The sequence below is a fragment of the Hymenobacter sp. PAMC 26628 genome, assembly GCF_001562275.1.
GTDB lineage: Bacteria > Bacteroidota > Bacteroidia > Cytophagales > Hymenobacteraceae > Hymenobacter.
Genome location: NZ_CP014304.1, coordinates 4998358 through 5016247, shown reverse-complemented (window position 1 = coordinate 5016247; position 17890 = coordinate 4998358). Strand labels below are relative to the sequence as shown.

At 61.6% G+C, this 17890-nt stretch carries 19 protein-coding genes; 6 read left to right on the top strand and 13 right to left on the bottom strand.

Annotated features, from left to right (window positions below; translation table 11 throughout):
- Nucleotides 1-57: 57 nt before the first annotated feature.
- The 9 genes from AXW84_RS21765 to AXW84_RS21725 all read right to left on the bottom strand — a co-directional run bounded on the left by AXW84_RS21765 (nucleotide 58) and on the right by AXW84_RS21725 (nucleotide 11356).
- Complete coding sequence (locus tag AXW84_RS21765) at nucleotides 58-1029, bottom strand: NADP-dependent oxidoreductase (protein WP_068238404.1); 972 nt, start codon at nucleotides 1027-1029, stop codon at nucleotides 58-60.
- Nucleotides 1030-1041: 12 nt separating this feature from the next.
- Complete coding sequence (locus AXW84_RS21760; protein ID WP_068238402.1) at nucleotides 1042-1926, bottom strand: NmrA family NAD(P)-binding protein; 885 nt, start codon at nucleotides 1924-1926, stop codon at nucleotides 1042-1044.
- Nucleotides 1927-1969: 43 nt separating this feature from the next.
- On the bottom strand, nucleotides 1970-2722 hold the full coding sequence (locus AXW84_RS21755) for an SDR family NAD(P)-dependent oxidoreductase (RefSeq protein ID WP_068238400.1): 753 nt from the start codon (nucleotides 2720-2722) through the stop codon (nucleotides 1970-1972).
- Between the two features lie 81 nt (nucleotides 2723-2803).
- Complete coding sequence (locus tag AXW84_RS21750) at nucleotides 2804-3391, bottom strand: Crp/Fnr family transcriptional regulator (protein WP_068238398.1); 588 nt, start codon at nucleotides 3389-3391, stop codon at nucleotides 2804-2806.
- Nucleotides 3392-3703: 312 nt separating this feature from the next.
- Nucleotides 3704-5008: a TolC family protein gene (locus AXW84_RS21745; protein ID WP_082774043.1), complete on the bottom strand. Its 1305-nt coding sequence runs from the start codon at nucleotides 5006-5008 to the stop codon at nucleotides 3704-3706.
- A 16-nt stretch (nucleotides 5009-5024) separates the two neighbouring features.
- Nucleotides 5025-8168 (bottom strand): efflux RND transporter permease subunit, encoded by a 3144-nt coding sequence (locus tag AXW84_RS21740; protein WP_068238394.1) that lies wholly within the window; start codon nucleotides 8166-8168, stop codon nucleotides 5025-5027.
- 15 nt (nucleotides 8169-8183) lie between these two features.
- Nucleotides 8184-9266 (bottom strand): efflux RND transporter periplasmic adaptor subunit, encoded by a 1083-nt coding sequence (locus tag AXW84_RS21735; RefSeq protein ID WP_068238390.1) that lies wholly within the window; start codon nucleotides 9264-9266, stop codon nucleotides 8184-8186.
- Between the two features lie 216 nt (nucleotides 9267-9482).
- Nucleotides 9483-10109: a TetR/AcrR family transcriptional regulator gene (locus AXW84_RS21730; RefSeq protein WP_068238387.1), complete on the bottom strand. Its 627-nt coding sequence runs from the start codon at nucleotides 10107-10109 to the stop codon at nucleotides 9483-9485.
- A 479-nt stretch (nucleotides 10110-10588) separates the two neighbouring features.
- A complete protein-coding gene (locus AXW84_RS21725; RefSeq protein ID WP_071892408.1) occupies nucleotides 10589-11356 on the bottom strand; it encodes an IS5 family transposase in 768 nt (255 codons plus the stop codon).
- An 89-nt stretch (nucleotides 11357-11445) separates the two neighbouring features.
- Here AXW84_RS21725 and AXW84_RS26640 point away from each other — a divergent pair, with 89 nt between their 5' ends.
- The 4 genes from AXW84_RS26640 to AXW84_RS24150 all read left to right on the top strand — a co-directional run bounded on the left by AXW84_RS26640 (nucleotide 11446) and on the right by AXW84_RS24150 (nucleotide 13316).
- Nucleotides 11446-11550, top strand: a complete 105-nt coding sequence (locus AXW84_RS26640) for a transposase-like zinc-binding domain-containing protein (protein WP_442905568.1) — start codon at nucleotides 11446-11448, stop codon at nucleotides 11548-11550.
- A 229-nt stretch (nucleotides 11551-11779) separates the two neighbouring features.
- The gene (locus AXW84_RS21720; RefSeq protein ID WP_071892632.1) at nucleotides 11780-12175 is read left to right on the top strand and encodes an IS1 family transposase; all 396 of its coding nucleotides are present in this window, start codon (nucleotides 11780-11782) and stop codon (nucleotides 12173-12175) included.
- A gap of 112 nt (nucleotides 12176-12287) precedes the next feature.
- Nucleotides 12288-12572, top strand: a complete 285-nt coding sequence (locus AXW84_RS24160) for a helix-turn-helix domain-containing protein (protein ID WP_162268276.1) — start codon at nucleotides 12288-12290, stop codon at nucleotides 12570-12572.
- 207 nt (nucleotides 12573-12779) lie between these two features.
- Complete coding sequence (locus AXW84_RS24150) at nucleotides 12780-13316, top strand: transposase (protein WP_082774041.1); 537 nt, start codon at nucleotides 12780-12782, stop codon at nucleotides 13314-13316.
- 238 nt (nucleotides 13317-13554) lie between these two features.
- On the opposite strand, the gene AXW84_RS21700 is transcribed toward AXW84_RS24150, so the two are convergent.
- The 4 genes from AXW84_RS21700 to AXW84_RS21685 all read right to left on the bottom strand — a co-directional run bounded on the left by AXW84_RS21700 (nucleotide 13555) and on the right by AXW84_RS21685 (nucleotide 16635).
- Nucleotides 13555-14583, bottom strand: coding sequence for a Tn3 family transposase (locus AXW84_RS21700; RefSeq protein ID WP_068238375.1), 1029 nt, complete (start codon nucleotides 14581-14583; stop codon nucleotides 13555-13557).
- Nucleotides 14580-15500 (bottom strand): hypothetical protein, encoded by a 921-nt coding sequence (locus AXW84_RS26635; RefSeq protein ID WP_068238373.1) that lies wholly within the window; start codon nucleotides 15498-15500, stop codon nucleotides 14580-14582. The genes AXW84_RS21700 and AXW84_RS26635 overlap by 4 nt, the downstream gene beginning before the upstream one ends.
- Before the next feature lie 206 nt (nucleotides 15501-15706).
- A complete protein-coding gene (locus AXW84_RS26630; RefSeq protein WP_442905617.1) occupies nucleotides 15707-16309 on the bottom strand; it encodes a hypothetical protein in 603 nt (200 codons plus the stop codon).
- Nucleotides 16252-16635 carry a DUF4158 domain-containing protein gene (locus AXW84_RS21685; protein ID WP_068238369.1) on the bottom strand — a complete coding sequence of 128 codons (384 nt, stop codon included), beginning with the start codon at nucleotides 16633-16635 and terminating at the stop codon, nucleotides 16252-16254. The genes AXW84_RS26630 and AXW84_RS21685 overlap by 58 nt, the downstream gene beginning before the upstream one ends.
- 138 nt (nucleotides 16636-16773) lie before the next feature.
- Here AXW84_RS21685 and AXW84_RS21680 point away from each other — a divergent pair, with 138 nt between their 5' ends.
- Both AXW84_RS21680 and AXW84_RS21675 read left to right on the top strand, forming a co-directional pair.
- Complete coding sequence (locus AXW84_RS21680; RefSeq protein ID WP_068238367.1) at nucleotides 16774-17412, top strand: recombinase family protein; 639 nt, start codon at nucleotides 16774-16776, stop codon at nucleotides 17410-17412.
- Nucleotides 17413-17459: 47 nt separating this feature from the next.
- Nucleotides 17460-17816, top strand: a complete 357-nt coding sequence (locus AXW84_RS21675) for an integrase core domain-containing protein (RefSeq protein WP_068238365.1) — start codon at nucleotides 17460-17462, stop codon at nucleotides 17814-17816.
- The last annotated feature ends 74 nt before the right edge of the window (nucleotides 17817-17890 follow it).

Below are 17890 nucleotides of genomic sequence, written 5' to 3'. Positions count from 1 at the left end.
CTGCCGGCGGGGCTTTTGGTGGCAGAACAGGCTACGTCACCGCAGGGCAGTAACTCCCTAGGCAAATACAATCACCGGACGGCCACGCAATCCGCCCGCGGCCAGCGCCTGCTGGGCAGCGGCAACCTGCTCCGGCGCGTACTCTCCGGCAACCCGGAGCTTTATTTCCCCGCTTTCAACCAGGGTTCGCAACAGGTGGAGACCTTCCGTGTTTTCCACCACATCGGGCACCCATACCAGCTTGGTTTGAATCCCCCGCTCTGGTGGCAGCTCAGCAAAAGGGCGCACGGCTATATACACGCCCCCGTCGCGAATGGCCGGAAAACTGCTCGCCCCCAGTACGGCCGTGTCAATTAGCGCATCAACGCCCTGCGGGAACTCCTGGCGGATAGCCTCGGCGAAGCCATCTCCGCGTTCTACCACTGCGTCAGCCCCGTAGCTGCGGACCAGGTCGCTTTCTGCTGGTTTGGCATCGGCGACAACGGTTAGCCCCCTTTTTTTAGCGGCCGCAATGGTGTAGTGCGCCAGCACGCCCGCGCCGCCGGTCACCGCCAGCACCTGGCCGGCTTTGAGTTCCGTCAGCTCCAAAGCCCGCAGGGCCGTCAGGCCATTCATGGGGAGGCCGGCCGCCTGCGCGAAAGTTGTTCCCGTCGGTATCGGCACGACGGAGGCGGCCGGCACGACGATAAAGGCGGCCTGGGTGCCGCCATCGGGCCGGTACGGCATCAGGGTCGCCATGACCTCCTCCCCAACCCGCAGCCGGGACACCCCCGGCCCGACCGACTCAATCACGCCGGCTGCATCAAAGCCGGGAACAGCCGGGAAACGTACCGCGCTATTTTCAATCTTGCGCATCACTTCGTCAGCCGGATTGACCCCGGCCGCTTTCACGCTGATGCGCACTTCGCCGAAGGCCGGTGGCCGCACGGTGCGCTCCACCACGTGGATAATTTCCGCCCCCCCCAGCCCTTCGTAGGTCACCGCTTTACCGGACACCGGGCCGGGAATTGTTTCCATGAACTCTGCCATATGCTTTAGATTTTAAACGACCTTCTCTCCAAATACTGCTGCAAATTCTCGGGCGAAGTCCCGAAGCTTAGTTTCGCCGGCTATGGGCCGATGCAAATCGTAGTCTTCGCGGATAGCACCACTGTGAATGGCCGCCCCAAGCTCGACGAACAGGTGCGCAATCATTACTGGCATACCGGCCTCTTGGAAGGCCGCGAAGGCTTGCTCGTCCGTGAAAGTGACCCACTGCAAAGCCGGCTTCCCGATGCCAGCCCCCATAATCTGCGCTGCTGCGCTGGCCGTTATATCATCGCTGGCCAGATAGCGTATTTTTTCGCTTCCCGTGGCCGTCAGCTCTTCCGCCGCAACCTTCGCAATATCTTTTGTTGACGTAAAGACGATTCTATCCTCCCCACCATAATTAGCGCCGATAAACCCGGCGTTTTTAATCAGGTCGATAAATCTATACAGGTTCTGAAAGAAGTAGCCCGGACGTAAGTGCGTAACGCTTACCTGAGGTAGTTCATTTAAGCTGCTTTCTACCTCATACGAGCCAATAATAGGTCCTGTACCCTCAGCCAGATGAGCGCCCCAGCTGCTTAGGTGGACTACGCGCTTAACCCCAGACGTGCGGACGGCCTGGGCGTAAGCCCGCCCAATGTTCTGGCTGTGCGCCCGAATGTCAGGCACTGTAAAATCCAGCGGAACCATCGCGTAAACGGCATCTGCTTCGGCGAAGGCCCTGGCCAAAAAATCGGCATCGGTTATCGACCCAATTGCCGCAATGCCGCCTAAGGCTTCAATCTCCTTTCTTTCGGCATTGCTGCTAATAATAGTGACCGTGTGCCCTTGCGCAAGCAAGTGTTGGGCAAGCGGCCGGCTGATGTGACCTAATGCTCCGGTCAGAGTGATTTTCATTATCGCTATTTAATAAGTTTAAGCGGTTGCTCCGTGCTAACTATTACCACGGATTATTAACAACGTGTTCATCTACATGGGTAAAAAAGCAGCCGGTCGGGCCGTCGTCATCCAGGCAAGCCAACCACACGGCTGGGCGAGCGCCCTGCTCCACGGTATAGGGCGCATTCGGGCCACCCGCGTCGGTTTGGGTAAGGCCCGGGTCGGCACTGTTTACTTTGATTCCCTCCGGTCGCAGCTCTTTCGCTAGCAAGACCGTGAACATGTTTAAGGCCGCCTTTGAAGCCGCGTAGGGAAGCCGGGGCGGCTTCGGGCCATTCTGATGCAGGGGTTCGCTGGCAATGGTTACCGACCCAATCGAAGAAGACATATTGACGATGCGCCCGGCCGTACTGTGCTTAAGCAAGGGCAGGAAAACCTGGGTTACGCTTACCTGGGCCAGAAAATTGGTTTGCAGGTAGTCGAGCAGCAGCTGCGGACTGGCCTGGCTGGGCGAGCCTTCCTCCGTGAGCTTGGGCAGGATACCGGCATTATTAACCAGTATGTCCAAATAGCCAAACTTTTCCGTCACCGTTTGCACGGCGGTGCTCACGCTCGCGCCGTCCGTTATATCAAGCAGAATCGCTGACGCATCGATTCCTTCGGCCACTAAGCCCGCCGCCGCGGCCTCGCCAGCGGCGGCATTTCGGGCCCCTAACAACACCGTCATCTGCCGCTTGCCCAACTGCCGCGCAATCTCCAGGCCCAGCCCTCGGTTTGCCCCGGTTACCAACGCTATTTTTTGCCGTGTTGCCATGCTGTCCTGTTTGTTTTTGCAAAGCTTGCCCCGCTACACGGGGCTTGCGCTTGCCCAAAGACAAGAAATCAGACAACCACCTCACGCAATGTTGCGGCGGATTCGGCTCAAACTGGTATCCGTTACCCTCAGGTAAGAGGCGATATGCTTTAACGGAACCCGGCTGATTAGGTCCGGCTCATTTTTTAAGAAATGAAGGTATCGTTCGCGCGCATTGAAGCGCACTCTGAAAAGACTATGTTGTTTGTACCTGGAAAAAGTCTCTTCGTACAGCAGGCGGCCAAACCGTTCAAAGACCGGAAAGCTCCAGAATAGCGCATCCAAGGCTTGCTTGTTTACACAGAGGAGGAGGGTCTCTTCGAGCGCTTCCACGGTAGTGGGACTAACGGCAGCCCCATTGAAACTTACCAACTCACACGTAAATGAACCCTCTTTGAAGAAATTATTCGTACACTCATTTCCCTTAACATCAAACGAGTAAGACCTCAATAATCCCTTATAAACAAACCCCCACCAATCGCCGTAGTGGCCCTCTTTCAGCAAAAGCTCCCCTTTGGGTACTTTCCGGCAACTGAACAGCATGGTTATCGCAGCGGCATCTCCATCCGTCACGGGGATGTAAAGGCGAAATTGTTTTGTAAGCCAGTCGGAGAGTTCTTTTTCAAGCATAAGCAAAGAAGTTATTTTTTCATAATATTTATTTGTAAATTCATCAGAGCAAACAGCCAGTACGAACGTTAAGCCGTTCGCTTTGCCCCCTATTTTTAACAACACCCCCACTTTACGGTGGCGGCATCACCAGCTTAGCGTCATTTTTCGCCCCGTTGTAACGAGAACCTCGTAGTAGAATAACGGCACGTGAGCATGAAATAAAGGAACGGAGTACGGGAAGAATACAGGCAGGCCCCCGCAACGCCCGATACGACCCCAGGGGCCCGTACCGGGCGCGGGGTAGGCAATGAGTGGAGGTACCCTGAGCAGCTAGAACGACTCGCCGGTCGCCCGGGTCAGGGCCGCCTCGGCGATGCGGTACTCAGCCTGGGCATCGACCAGAGCCGCGGCGGCCTGCTGGCTCACGGCCTGAGCTTCGAGCAAATCGACGAGCGTGAGCAGGCCGGCCTGGAAGCGGTTGTTGTTGAGGCGCAGATTCTCCTGGGCCTGCGTTACTGTCAGGCGCTGCAGCTCGATGCGGCGGGCGGCCTGGTTGAGACGCAGCAAGTCCCGGCTGATTTCGAGCTGCACCTGCTGGCGGTTTTCCTCCAGGTTGGCCGCGCTGGCCTGGGCCTGGTAGCGGCGCTGGGCTTCAAGCAACCGGTTTTCCTTCCAATGCACGAGCGGCAGGTTCACGCTCACCAGGGCGTAGGCCGGCGTAATGGTGCGGTCGGGAAAGAAATCGCTGGGCTTCTGCACGAGGAACAGGGCGTTGGCGCTGGCATTGACCTGCGGCAACCGGGCACTGCGGGCGATGGTGATTTGCAGGGAGTCGGCCCGGTTGCTGAGCGCGAGCTGGCGCAGGTCGGGGCGCTGGGCGAAGGCCCGCTGCACGTAGTCAGCGGCCGACACGGCCGGAAACTCGCCCGCGATGGACTCGGCTAGGCGCAGGGTGTCGCCGTCAGTGCCTGGCCGGCCGATGAGCTGGCGCAGCACCAGCTGGCTCAGGCGTTGGTCGTCGCGGGTGCGCAGCAGCAGTATCTCGGCGTCGCGCAGCTGCACCTGGGCGCGCAGCAGGTCGGCTTTATAGCCCAAGCCCACCCGGAACTTGTTGTCGAGGTCGCGCACCAGGGCTTGCAGCTGGGCGCGGTTGCGCTCGGCCAGGGTTATCTGGTCGCGCAAAGCCACGGCCTGCCAGTAGGTCTGGTCGGTTTCGGCTACCAGCTGTTGGCGGGTGGCTTGCACCTCCTCGCCGCTGCCCTGGGCCTGGAGGCCGGCCAGCGCAATCTGGGCGCGGATGCGTCCACCGGAGTATACCGGCTGGCTGATGCCCACCCCGGTACTGAGGCCCTGGGCTTCGAGGGGCGTGCCGCGCAGGCCCCGCACAAAGTAGCTGGTGCTGCTGGCGTCGAGCTTAGGCAGCAGGCCGGTTTTGGCCGCCGCGTGGGCCGCTTCGGCGGCCTGCTGCCGATGGCCGGCCACGGTCAGGCGCTGGTTCTGGCTCAGGGCCAGTGCCCGGCACTCGGCCAGCGTGAGCGGGGCGGTGGCATTAACCGGCGCGGCGAGCGCGGGCATAGTTTGGGCATAGAGGCCCGGCGCTACCAGCGCCAGGCCCACACATAACAGTATCTTCATGAAAGCAGGGTCGAGGTTAGTGGGCGAGTGCCAGCGTGGGCTGGTCGTCGCCTTTGGGGGCGGCCGGGGCCGCGTTTTTCTTGGGCTTCAGCGACTGGTAGTAGAGCACCGGCACCACAAACAGGGTCATGACCATGGCCACCATGATGCCGAAGGCGATGACGCTGCTCAGCGGCGACCACAGGGGGGACTTGCTCAGAATCATCGGAATCACGCCCACGGCTGCGGCCGACGAGGTAAGGAAAATCGGCCGCATCCGGCGCTGGGCCGAGTGGATGGCCGCGTCCTTGATGCTGTAGCCGTGCTCGCGCACCAGCTCGTCGGCGTAGTCGACCAGGATGATGCCGTTGCGCACCACGATGCCCAGCAAGCTGTTGATGCCCAAAAAGGCCGTCATGCCCAGCGGGTTATCCGTTACCCAGAGGCCGAACATGGCCCCCGGCAAACTCAAAAAGAACGTGGAGAGCACAATCAGGGCCTTGCCCACGTGGCGGAACTGGATGAGCAGGGTAATGAAAATCAGCAGGAAGCTCAGGCCCAGCGCCAGGTTGGAACTGGGGCCGGCCTCGCGGCCCGACTCGTCGTCGCCGCCGTATTCGAGGTGCACCCCGGCCGGCAGCTGGAGGGCATCGAGCTTGGGCCGGGCCTCGCCCAGAATCTGCACCGCCACCCGACCGAAATCGGTGTCGCTGCTCACGGTAAGCGTGCGCAGGCCGTTGCGGCGCACGATATTGCTCAGGTGCCAGGCCGGCACCACGTCGGCCACCTGGCGCAAGGGCACCTTGGTGTTGTAGGACGTGGTCACGTACACTTGGTTCACGTCGCTGAGCTTCGCGCGGTCTTTTTCATCAAGGCGCAGCACGATGTCGAGCGGCTTGTCGCCCTCCCAGAGCGTCGAAACGGGCCAGCCCTTCAAGCTGCCGCCGAGGGTCTGGCCCACGGCTTCCTTGCTCACGCCCAGGCGGTCGGCCTGGTCCTGCTTCACGCGCACGGCCACGCCCAGGTAGGGGTTGCACCAGTCGTCTCGCACGAAGTGGGTGTTGGCGGTGGTGGCAAACACCTGCTCCACCTGCTGGCCCACCGCCCGGATGGCGGCCACGTCGTCGCCCACCACGCGCACCTCAATCGGGGCCTTGGTTTCCTTCCAGCTCAGGCGGCGCACCCGCACCGAGCCCTCGGGCACCACCTGCTGCAAGGAGTGACTGTATTCTTTGGCCAGCGCTACCGTGGCTTCGGCGCTGGTCGTGTTGATGAACACCTGGGCGTAGTTCTCGGCCGGGGCCTCGGGGGCGTAGCTGGAGTAGAAGCGCGGCGAGCCGGTGCCGATGAAGCTCACTACCTGCCGGATGCGCTTATCGCCCTGGATGGCGGCCGTCACCCGGTCCACGGCCTTTTCGGTCTGGGCCACGGGCGTGCCCTCGGGCAGCCACAGCTCCAGGTTGAACTGGTCGCGCTCGGAATAGGGCAGGTATTCAAACTTCAATTGCGAGCCGAAGACGCTGGCGAACAGAATGGACGAAAAGCCCAGCGTGAGCACCAGCTTGGGGTGGGCAAAGCTCCAGTCCACGGCCCGGTTGAAGCGGGTTTGCACCCGGTCGATAATCGAGGGATTGGCCGCCGGCGCGTTGGCCTTTTTCTCGTGCAGCCCCTTGCGAATGGCGAAGTAGCAGAGGTAGGGCGTGAGCAGCATCGACACCAGAAACGACGAGACCAGCGCCACCGTCACGGTGGCCGGGATGTGCATCGAAAACTCCCGCGTCAGGCCCGTGTACACGATGGCCGAGGGCAGAAAGGCGAAGATGATGGTGGCGGTAGCCGCCAGCACCGGCACAAACAAATCGGTGGCCGAGCGCCAGGCCGCCTGCCAGCGGTCCATGCCTTCATCGAGTTTCTCCACGTAGTTGTCGACCACCACGATGGCGTCGTCCACTACCATGCCCAGCACAATCACCAGCGCCGCCAGCGACACCTGGTGAATCTCCATGCCCAGCATGTGCAGCACGGCAAACGTGATGAGAATGGAGAGCGGGCAGGCAATGGCCGAAATCAGGGCAATGCGCAGCGGCAGCAGTAGCATGACCACGGCAATCACAGCGGCCACGGCAATGCTCAGCTCCACGAAAAAGTCGTGCAGCTTGTGGTCCACCACGTCGGGCTGGCTCACGATTTCCTCCACCTTCACCCCGGCCGGAAACTTGGCTTCCACCTCTTTGATGCGGGCTTTGAGCTTATCGCCAAACCAGACGATGTTGTTGCCCGGCTGCATCTCCACGGTCAGCATCACGGCCGACTGGCCGTTGATTTTGATGCGTGAAACCACTTCCTCTTCCCGGCGCTCCAGGTGCGCCACGTCGCGCAGGCGCACCTGGTTGCCCGAGGTGGGGTCGGTATAAATCAGCTGGTTGGCCAGCGCCTCCTGCGAGCGGTAGAGCCCCTCGGTAAACACCGGCACGCGGGCGTCGGGCAGCTTCAGCTCGCCCGAGTAGCGCACGTTGTTCTGGCTTTGCAGCACCCGCCCGATTTGCCCGAAGTCCAGCCCGTACTGCCGCAGCCGGTCGGCCGAAGTCGTCACGTACACCTGCTCCTTCTGCTCGCCGTAGCGCCTGATTTTCGATACCTGCGGCAGGGTCTTGAGGGCGTCTTCGAGCTGGTCGAGGTACTGCTTGAGGTCGGCGTAGCTGCGGTTTTTGGCCGTCACGGCAATCATTAGGGCCGCTACGTCGCCGAACTCGCCGTTCACGAAGGGCCCCTGCACCGCCTGCGGAAACAGCTGCTTGTTGGCGTTGAGCCCGTCCTGCAGCTTAGCCCAGAACTTATCGGTGTCCGTCACCCAGTCCTGTAGGGTCACGTTCACCACTACGGCTCCGGCCTTGGTCGTGGAGTAGGTTTTTTCCTTGCGCACTTCCTTATAGCTGAAGAGCTGCTGCTCCAGCTTTTTGGTCAGCTGGTTCTCCACTTCCAGCTCGTCCGCCCCCGGGTACACCGCCAGCACCAAGCCCTGCCGGATGGTGATGTGCGGGTCTTCCATGCGCGGCATGCTGTAAATGGCCCAGATGCCGGCCAGCGCCAGCATGATGGTGATGCCAAAGGTGACCTGCTTGTATTTCATGGCCGCCTCAATCAGGTTGATGCGGCGGCGCGTTGGTTTAGTTTCTTCCATAAAAGCGAAGCGGGGTTATTGGAGAATTCGAATGGCCTGCCCGTCGTGCAGGCGCTGCTGCCCGGCCACGATGACCTTGTCGGTGGCCGCCAGGCCCTGCGTCACCACCACCTGCTGGCCCTGCACCGGCCCGAGCACTACGCGTCGGCGCACGGCAGTTTTGCCGGCCGCGTCGGGCACGTAGACCACGCTCGCGCCATCGGCTTCCTGCACCACCAGCTGCGGGGCCACCGCCACCACCGGCGCGGCCGTACCGGCCGGTAGCGGAATCCGCAGGCTGGCCAGCATGCCCGGCAGCAGGCGCAGGCCGGGGTTAGGCAGCAGTACTTTCAGGTAGAAGCTGCGCGACGTGGGGTCGGCCACGGGATTAATCACCTGCACCGTGCCGCGCACTTCGCGGCTGAGCGCCGGCACCTGCACCCGCACGGCCGTGCCCTTGGCGATGCGCCCAATCTCGGCCTCGGGCACCACGGCCCGGGCATACACCTGCTCGGTTTTGATAAGGCTGAAGGCCGGGCTGCCCGGCATTGCCGCCACGCCCGGCTCCACCATTTTGGCCGCGATGAGGCCCGCGAAAGGCGCGCGCAGGTGCGTATCGGCCAGGTGCTTGCGGGCCACCCGGGCGTTGGCCTCGGCGCGTTGCAGCGCGGCGTTGGCCTGCACCAGCTCGCGCTCCGTCAGGCTTTCCGATTTGAATAATTGCTGCGAGCGGCGGGCATTGTCGCGGGCTTCGAGCAACGAGGCCTCACCGGCAGCGACCAGGCTGGCGTATTCTTCCGCACCTAGCTCGGCCAGCAGCTGGCCTTGTTGCACCGCGTCGCCTTCGCGCACCAGCACGCGCTGCACCGTGCCGGCTACGCCGAAGCCCAGGCTGGCCGTATTCTCGGCCTCGATGGTACCGCTGTACGTCTGGTCGGCGGTGCCGGCGGTGGTCCCCACCGGCTGCACCTGCACGGCCACGGGCTCGGGGCCCTGCGGGGCGCTGGCCGCTGCCACTTTATCGGTAGCTTCTGACTTAGAGCACGCTACCGCAGCGGGCAGCAGCAGTAACGCCAGCCAGCGGCTGGGTTGCCGGGTGGAAAATGAAACATGCGACATGAACGAGGAAGGTAAAGGGGGTTTATTCATAAAATGACTAGTAGTCCAGTTGGGCAAAAAAGAAGTCGTCGGTTAGTAATCAAAAGCAGGAATCAGCCTAGAAAAGCGGAAAAGAAGCAGGAAACAAAACGTCATCCATAAAGTGACTATTAGTCCAAATAGCCCGAAAAGAAACTGTACGACGGCGCAGTTAAAAGCAAGAGGGGAGAATGGGGGCTAAACGGGCGAACGCAGCCCGCTTTCCAGCCAGGCGAGGAAGGTTTCGAACAGTTCGTTCAAGTCCACGTGCTGGTGCTCCGATAAGTGCGGGCCTTTGCTGACAATGAACTGCATCATGCCGTACGAGGAGGCCCAAATGGCATTGACCATCAGGTCGGCTTTCAGGTCGCGGCGGATGGAGCCGTCGGCCATGCCTTCGCGCCACAAGTCCTGCATCAGCGCGTGAATGGCATTGTTCGTTTCGTAGAGCGTGGCGGCGTTGGTGCTGGTGAAGGGAGACTCGAAGAAGGCGATGAAGCCGAAATAGGCTGGATTGGCAATCACGAAGGCATAGTACGTGCGGGTGATGCGCAGGACCTTTTCCAGTCCGGTACCAGGTGCCGCCACGGCCTGCACAAACTGTTTGTGCACTTCGTGCAGCGCCTGCTCGTTGATGGCCAGCAGAATATCCTCCTTGCTACGGTAGTGCCGGTAGAGGGTGCCCTTGCCCAGCTCCGCCTCGGCCGCAATGTCGTCAATGGTGGCCACGACGATGCCTTTGGCCAGGAAGACCTTCTTGGCCGCCGCCAAAATGGACTCCTCGCGGTAGACTTTTTCCCGCTGTTTGCGTTCCTGTACCCCCATCAACTGAATTAGTCAGTTTGTGACTAACGGTCCAAAATTAGCTTATTTTTGCCGATTGTGGTACGCTGACCTCCTGAAAATAAATTCACTAGTGGCATCAAGATACTCAAAATCAGCCCAATAAATTAGCCATTCCGTTGGTCGCTCAGGATAATGCAAAGACCAGAATAGCATAGGTAGCCTCTTGAAAGCAGGAATGACCTACCACTTCCAGCCCCAGCTTTTGCGTGTGCAGCCGCAGCAAGGCACTTTTCGTTTCGGCATCGGCAATAAACGCAATGCCGATTTCGTGTGCATTGGCCAGGGTTTACTAGTAGTCTGACAACTTAATTTCAGTGCTAACGGTTACCTGAAATCATTTCTATATTTTCGCTCATGGCCCGTCCTGCTGCCCCCGTAATTTTAGCTTCTTCTGACCAAACAGCGCGGTGGTGGTCTATTATAGGATGAAAAGCGTATACTTAGAGGGTGTTAGGGAATCAGGCAGGAGTTAATCGATTGAGACCCATGGTCATGTTGGCAATGAGCAGCCAGGTTTCGTGGGAGCGCGGGGTAAATTCGTAGTCGATAGCCAGTCGGCGGAAGTTGGTGAGCCAGGCAAAGGTGCGCTCGACGACCCAGCGCTTGGCCACCGGCACAAAGCCGCGGGCCGTCGGCGGGCGACGGCCGATTTGGTGCGCGAGGCCGAGGGCCAGGACGTGTCGGGCGAAACGTCCCCGATACCCCTTGTCCGTTACGATGGTGCGCAGGCGGGGACCCCAAGCCGGACGCGCGGGCAACAAGCGCAGGGCTTCGACCCCGTCGTGGCCGTTGGCGGCGTGCACGCGACGAGCAAAAATACGCCCTTGCACATCGCTCACAATCTGGCGTTTGCGGCCGTTGACTTGTTTGCCCCCGTCCAGCCCGCGGTGCTCAAAGACGCGGGGCGCGCGCCGCACGCTTTGGCTGTCGAGGCAAACCAGCGCGGGCGTCGCTGCTCGTCCAGCAGCCAGCCGGTCGGCCTGCTTAACGGCGTCAGTAAGGTGCTGCCAGCAGCCGTTGAGTGGCCAGCGCCGAAAATAGTAGTACACCGCCGACCACGGCGGAAACGGGGCGGGTAGGCTACGCCATTGACAGCCCGTGCGGCAGATATAGCGCACGGCGTCAACGATTAAGCGCAGGCAGTGGCGGCGTTTGCGTTGGGTAAGGAGCAGCGGCGCGATAACTTGCCACTGCGAGTCAGTAAGGGGTTGATAGCCGTCAACCATAAAGCGAACCGGAGCCGAGGAACTCCGCTTGCTGCTTACTGGCTCGTTTTCTTTTGGGTTATGCCTAATTCCTAACACCCTCTTAGTCGATGGTTTACACGCAGCATTTTTGCGCCAAATGTGGCAGCGACCAAATTCGGCGCAACGGGCACAGTCGGGGCCACGCCCGTTACCAATGCAAGGTCTGCCGCTAGCAGGCGCGGTTCGAGCCGGCCGCCGCCGCCAAGGCGGGGCAGTATGAGCAAGTGGTCAAGCTATTGGGCGAGCGTAATTCGCAGCGTAGTATCGTGCGGGCCACCGGGGTAGCGCGCATGACGGTGGCCAAATTAGTAAAAAAAAGCCCAGACCAGCAGCCCACCATTGCCGCGGTTACGTCCGAAAAAAGCCCAGAAAAAGCGGTGGGAAGTCCTGGAACTGGATGAGATGTGGCCATTTGTAGGCCGCAAAAAGCGCAAAGTCTGGCTGTGGCTCGCCGTGGAGCGGGCCAGTCGCCGTATCGTCGCCTGGACCCCGGGCTGCCGGGGCGAAACCACCGCCCGCCGGCTCTGGCAGGCGCTGCCTACCCGCTGTCACCGGCATTGCTGGTACTTTACGGACGAGTGGAAAGCCTATGCCCAGGTGTTGCCCCGTTGGCAGCACCGACCCTGCCCCAAAGGCGAAGGCCAGACCAGTAGCGTGGAAGCCATCAACTGCTCCTTACGCCAGCGCGGCGGCGTACTCGTGCGCAAGTCCTGTTCGTTCAGCAAATGCCTAAAAATGCACACCGCCCGAATCAAGATTATCATCGATAATCATAATCGAAATATCATCCTTCAATAAACCATCGCCAACAGCGCTAACGGCTATTGTCAAAAAAGGCACCCATAAAAGCCGCAAAATAACGCGGGCCAGGGCCTTACCCGCAATGGGTGCCGGTAAAAGTCGGCTGGCCGTGCAAACCGAAGCCGGTATTTCGGCTACCCAGTATTATGGCCTCAAGCGGCGCTACTGGAGCGCTGGCTTAGCCGCCGCCCTCGAAGGGCGTCCGCGCAGCGGCCAACCCCCGAAAGTAACGGCGGCCCTGGAAGCGCATATTACCAGCCTGGCCTGTAACGACGCGCCCGCCGGGGCAGCTCGCTGGACCTTGTCGCTGCTCAACCAACGGCTGGTGTCGCTCGACTGCGTGGTGAAAATTTCGGACGAGACGATTCGCAAAGTGTTAAAAAAAGTCAGCTAAAGCCCTGGTTGAAAGAGAGGTGGTGCATCGGCACCAGCACGGGGGAGTACCTGGCCAACCTGGAAGAGGTGCTCGGCCTCTGCCAGCGTCCGCCGCAGGCAGGCGTAGTGCGGCGCTGCTTCGACGAGCGCCCCTGCCAATTGCTCGGCCACGTGCTGACCCCGCTTCCGCCCCAGCCCAACGCCACCCAAAAAGAACACCAGGAGCATGTGCGAAAAGGCATGTGCAACGTCTTACCGGCCCATAATCGTGTGCAACGTCTTACCGGCCCATAATATAGACACAGGCCAACGCCATCTACGGGTCAGGGCGACCAAAACGAAGGCTGATTATGCGCAGTTTATGGCCTGGCTGGTGCAAACGCATTATCCAGAGGCGGCGAAAATTAAGCCCGTGCAGGGCAACTACCGTACGCACACCTGCGGGGCTTTCTACGAAAACCTGCCCGTCGAAACGGCCCGCACCCTGCGCTACCAACTCGAATTTCACTACACGCCCAAGCACGGCTCCTGGCTCAACATGGCCGAAATCGCATTTGCCGCCCTTGCCCGCCAGTGCCTCGACCGACGCATTGGCAGCCAGCAAACCCTCGAACAAGAGGCCTTGATTTGGGAAGCCAACCGAAACCAAACAGCGGTTAAAGTGAATTGGTCCTTTACCACCGAAAAGGCCCGTGATAAGTTGAAAAATAGGTACGCCCAGTTGTCTAAAATAACTGCCAAAACTAAAGTGTCAGACCACTAGCTTACTTCAAACAGGCGTGGCTCAGCCCTTGGCCCCAGTGAGTAGGTTGCACCAGCACGGGTCGCTGATTCGGAAAAGAGTGGTAAATTTTCGCGTAGGCGAGGCGTATTTTTGGACATGGATTATCTGACCCTGCTGGAGGAGAGCACCAAAAAGTGTGGGGCAGGAAGGTCAAACAGAATCGGTCGACGTTGGGTATTGCTAAATAAATAGGGTAAAACCTCCGACTCGGTCGGGCCTATGCGGGTTTGCTCGGCGGCTGCCAGGCGGCAATCAGGTCCATGTCAAACGGGGCCTCGGCGGGTAGGGGCTGGTCGGAGAAGTCGTACTCGCCGTGCAGGTTCAGGTGGTGGTAGGAGAGCACGGCGAAGGGCGAGAGCGTGGCCAGCGTGGCGGCCTGCTGCTCGGGCGGCAGCCGGGCCAGGTGCTGGGAAAGATGCAGGTAGTTCCAGCAGATGATGGCGTTCATCAGCAGGCGCTTGCAGGTTTCGGCCACCAGCTGCTCGGAGCGGGTGGCGGCGTGAAACTCCTGGTTGCGCCCGTGCCAGACGGCGTGGGCGAGCCGGTGGGCGCTCTCGCCTTTGAGCTGCTTCTGGATGCGCTGGCGCAACTCCACTTGGTCGACGTAGCGCAGCAGGAACTCGGTTTTGACCAGCCGGCCCAGCTCTTTCAGGGCCCGGTAGAGCGGGTGCTGGCGGGCATACGAATTCAGGCGGCCGAACAGACGCGAGGCCTCGCGGTGGCGCAGCTTCGGGGTGACGACCAGGCGTAGCACCTCGTCCCAGTGCCGGGCGATGCGTTCGGGGTCGAGGCGCGCATCGGGCAGCAGCGTCTGCCCCAACTGGCGGTGGGCGGCCACGGGCTCCCAGCTGTAAAGCTGCTGGTTGGTGAGCTGGCGGATGCGCGGCTCGTAGGCGATGCGCAGCATGCGGGTCACGGCGAAGATGACTTCCGTGTAGCCGTGCGTGTCCGTGGAGTGGACGTCGGTGGGCCGCCCGGCGTGGCGCAGCAGCCCGTCCAGCAGGTGCGTGGCTTCGCGGTCGGCGGCGCTGAACACGGTGGAATCGAAGACGAGCAGTGTCTCGTCCACGTAGGAGTAAGCCGTCAGGCCGCGGCGGTTGCCGAAGTACTTGAAGGAGGCGCTGCTGCCGAGCGAGTCCACGGCCAGGTCGTACTTCTGCCCGTCGCTGCTGCTGCTGTGCAGCACGTCGGGCGAGAGGCGAAAGGCCTCGTGCAGGCGCAGCTGGCGGGTGAAATCCAGAATCAATTCGTTGGCCTAGCGCAGGTTGTCGAGCGAGAAGTGGGTGCTGGCCAGGCGCTGCAGGGCCGCCTCGTCCACCTGGGGCGCGACCTGGGCCAGGCGGCGCAGGCCCAGGTTGCAGCCCAGTCCCACCAGGGCCGCCAGCAGCTGCGACAAGGGCGGCAGCGTGCGTGTTTGCTGGGCAGCGAGCCAAAAGCCGTGTCAAACTGCGTCAGGCGGGCTACGCTGGTCAGTACCTCGCGCAGGGGCACGACCCGGTGGCGGGGAAATAGGTGGGCCGGCAGGCGCGGCTGCTCGGCCGGCAGCCGGGGCGTGGTGAGGCGGTAGCGCCCGGCCGGGGTACGGTGCGCGTGCGGGTTGTAGGCTCCGCTCAGGTGGGCGTTCGTGGCCGCAAACTGGGTTTGCAGCTGTGCCTGGAGCGTGGCTTGCACCGTCGCAAAATCGCGCCAGGCACTCAGGCCCGCCTGTTCCAGCAAGGCCTCGCGCTGCCGGGCCCATTGCGCGGCCGGCAGCAAGTAGTGCTCAAAGGCCCGGTACTGGTAGCAGCACGTAAAGTTGAGTTGGCCGGACTTAATGGCCGTGGTCATCTCTTTAAACAGCAGGGCTTTGTAGAGCGACGGGCGCAACCGGCCCTGCGCATCGAGCACGTAGGCCCGTTGCGTGAGCGAGAGCAAGTCCAGCGGCACCTGCGCGCCCAGATGCCCGTCGTGCTGCTGGTAGTAGTGCACGGCTCGCCAGAGGTCGGCGCGGGTGGTCGCCTCGTCCACGACCAGGGCTTTGACTGGGGCCCCGAGCTTGGTTTGCAGGCGCAGCGACGCCGCGGCCAGCGCCTCGTGAAACAGCGCCTCGCCAGCATGCTGCTCAGTGGCCAGGCGCAACTGCTCCAGGTGCTCGTGGTCTTCGCTGAGCTGGGCGGCCGTCACCTGGTGGCGCTGCAGCAGCGCGTCGATGCGGGCCAGCTTCTGCTCGGCCGGTATGTCGGGGGCATCGACCAGGGCGCGGATTGGGGTCAGCGCCTGCAGGTGTCGGTAGCCCTGGCCCGTAACCTGGCTGGTCAGCTGCTGCGTGGCGGTGCGCTATTGATAGAGCGTCTCCTTGACCTGCTCGCGGCACTGGTTGGCGGCGCTGGTCACCGTGTGCAGCAGCGTGTCGACCGGGGCGTCACCCAACTCGTAGTACTGGTGCACCACGAAGCTGAGCAGGTAGAGGCAGCGCCGCTCGTCGCGGCGGTAAAATTGCGCGGCCTGGGCCCGCAGCACGTACTCCGCGTAGTAGGTGATGGCCTGGTCCGAAAGGCGCAGGCGCTGCCAGAGCGGCTGCAGCTGCTCGAAGAGCTGCCGCAGGGACGCGAAGTGGGTGACCCGTTCGCGGATTTCCCCGGCGCGCAGGCCCTGGCGGATGCGCTTAAGAAAGGTGAGCGGGTAACGCCGGCCGCGTCCGTCTCGCGGGCGTCGGTTTCGTTGGGGTCATCGGCGGCCAGCAGGTGGTCCAGCAACCGCTGCTCGCCGGGGTGCAGGTGCTGCTGCAAGCGGCGCAGCAGCCGTTTCTCAAACGCGAGCAGGGCCCGCGTGATGAGGTCAGCCAGCGTATTGTAAGTGGGCAGTTCCAGCTGGTGCTTGTGCAAAAACAGCACCAGGTAGTCGAAAACCGCCGACGGCTTGAGGTGCTGGCTGCTCAGGCGCACGGCCTCCTGGTAGAGCCGGTCTGCGGCGGCCGCCTCGAACCGGCCGATGCCCAGTTGCTCACAGATGAGCTGCTGGTGGGCATAATAAAGCGCGCTGCCGCAAAGTCATCGGCCCCCAGTCCTACCTGCTGGGCGACATAGGCGATATCGGCCGCGTGGTAGCGGGTGGCCACGTAGAAGCGCTGGCTAATCTGGAAGTAACCCAGCTGCAAGAGAAACCCGACGTGGTTGGCGGGGGCCAGCATCCGCAGCAGGTGCGCATCCGCCCAATCCGGTGCGGTAAAGACTCGCGCCTGCTCGGCGGCCGGCACCAGCGGGGGGTGCTCGTAAAGCTCGCGCTCCTTACCTAGATGAATCCGCAGGTGCGTGGCCATAAAGCGCCCAAAGGTCGATGGTGTAAACGACCGTTATCCCTACTCAGTAATGCTAGTGTTAACGTTCGTGTAAAGGTATCGAAAACGGATACCTTTACAAGGCGCATTTACCTTATCGCTAACCTGCCCGTTTTGCCCATGATTTTCGGCTACGTCCGCGTCTCGACCAGCGCCCAATCGGCCGACAGCCAAAAGAGTCTCATCGCCCGCTACCTGGTCGAGCACCGCTGGACCCTGGACGAGTGGATAGAGGTGGAGATGTCCTCGCGAAGGACCGCCGGGCAGCGCCGCCTGCCCGAACTGCTAGCCAAGGTCGCGGCCGGCGACACGGTCATTATCTCCGAACTCTCGCGGCTGGATCGCTCGCTACGCGAAGTGCTGGGCCTGATTGAGGAACTGATTCACCAGAAGCGCTGCCGGCTGATTCTGGTCAAGCAGGACCTGGACCTGGGCCCGCAGAACCACCGCGACATGACCCACAAAATCCTGCTCACCATTTTCGCCATGCTGGCCGAGTTGGAGCGGGACTTCGTTTCTGAGCGCACGAAAGAGGGCCTACGGTCCCGGCGCGAGCAGGGTATCGTGCTGGGCAAACCCAAGGGCGTGGTGCAGCAGTCCATGTATGATGCTGACCGCGAGCGCATCCTGCACCTGCACGCGCTGGGCGTGCCCCTGGCTACCATTGTGGACGTGCACCTCAGATACGGCAAGTACCTCTCCCTGAAGAATTACCTGGCCAAATTACAGCGGCTTCCGGCTCGAAATGCCACTGCGTGACCGGTCGAGTCGGAGGTTTTACCCTATTTATTTAACAACACCCAGACATGCCCGAAGCCCTGGTGGCCACCGCCTTGCAGCGGGCGCTACTCGCGCAACGGCCCGCTCCCGGCTTGATTGCGCACTCCGACCGCGGCGGCCAGCACGTAGGCAACGGCTATAAAACCCTGCTGCGCGACGCCAAGGCCCAGCGCTCGCATAGCCGCCGCGGCGAATGCTACGATAATGCCCAAGCCGAGGGTCTCTGGTCGCGCCTCAAAACCGAACTACTCGAACTCCGCGAGTGGCCCGTTTTCCTGGACCTGGCCGACGCGCAAGCCAGCGTGGCCAACTATTTTGACTACTACAATCATGAGCGCCGCCACTCCAGCATTGGCTATTTAAAGCCTTATCTCTTTCACTAACACCAACTTGCCAGTATCACCTAATTCTCTCCTGCTCAACTAGACCACCTCAGAGTACCGCGACGCCCAAAACC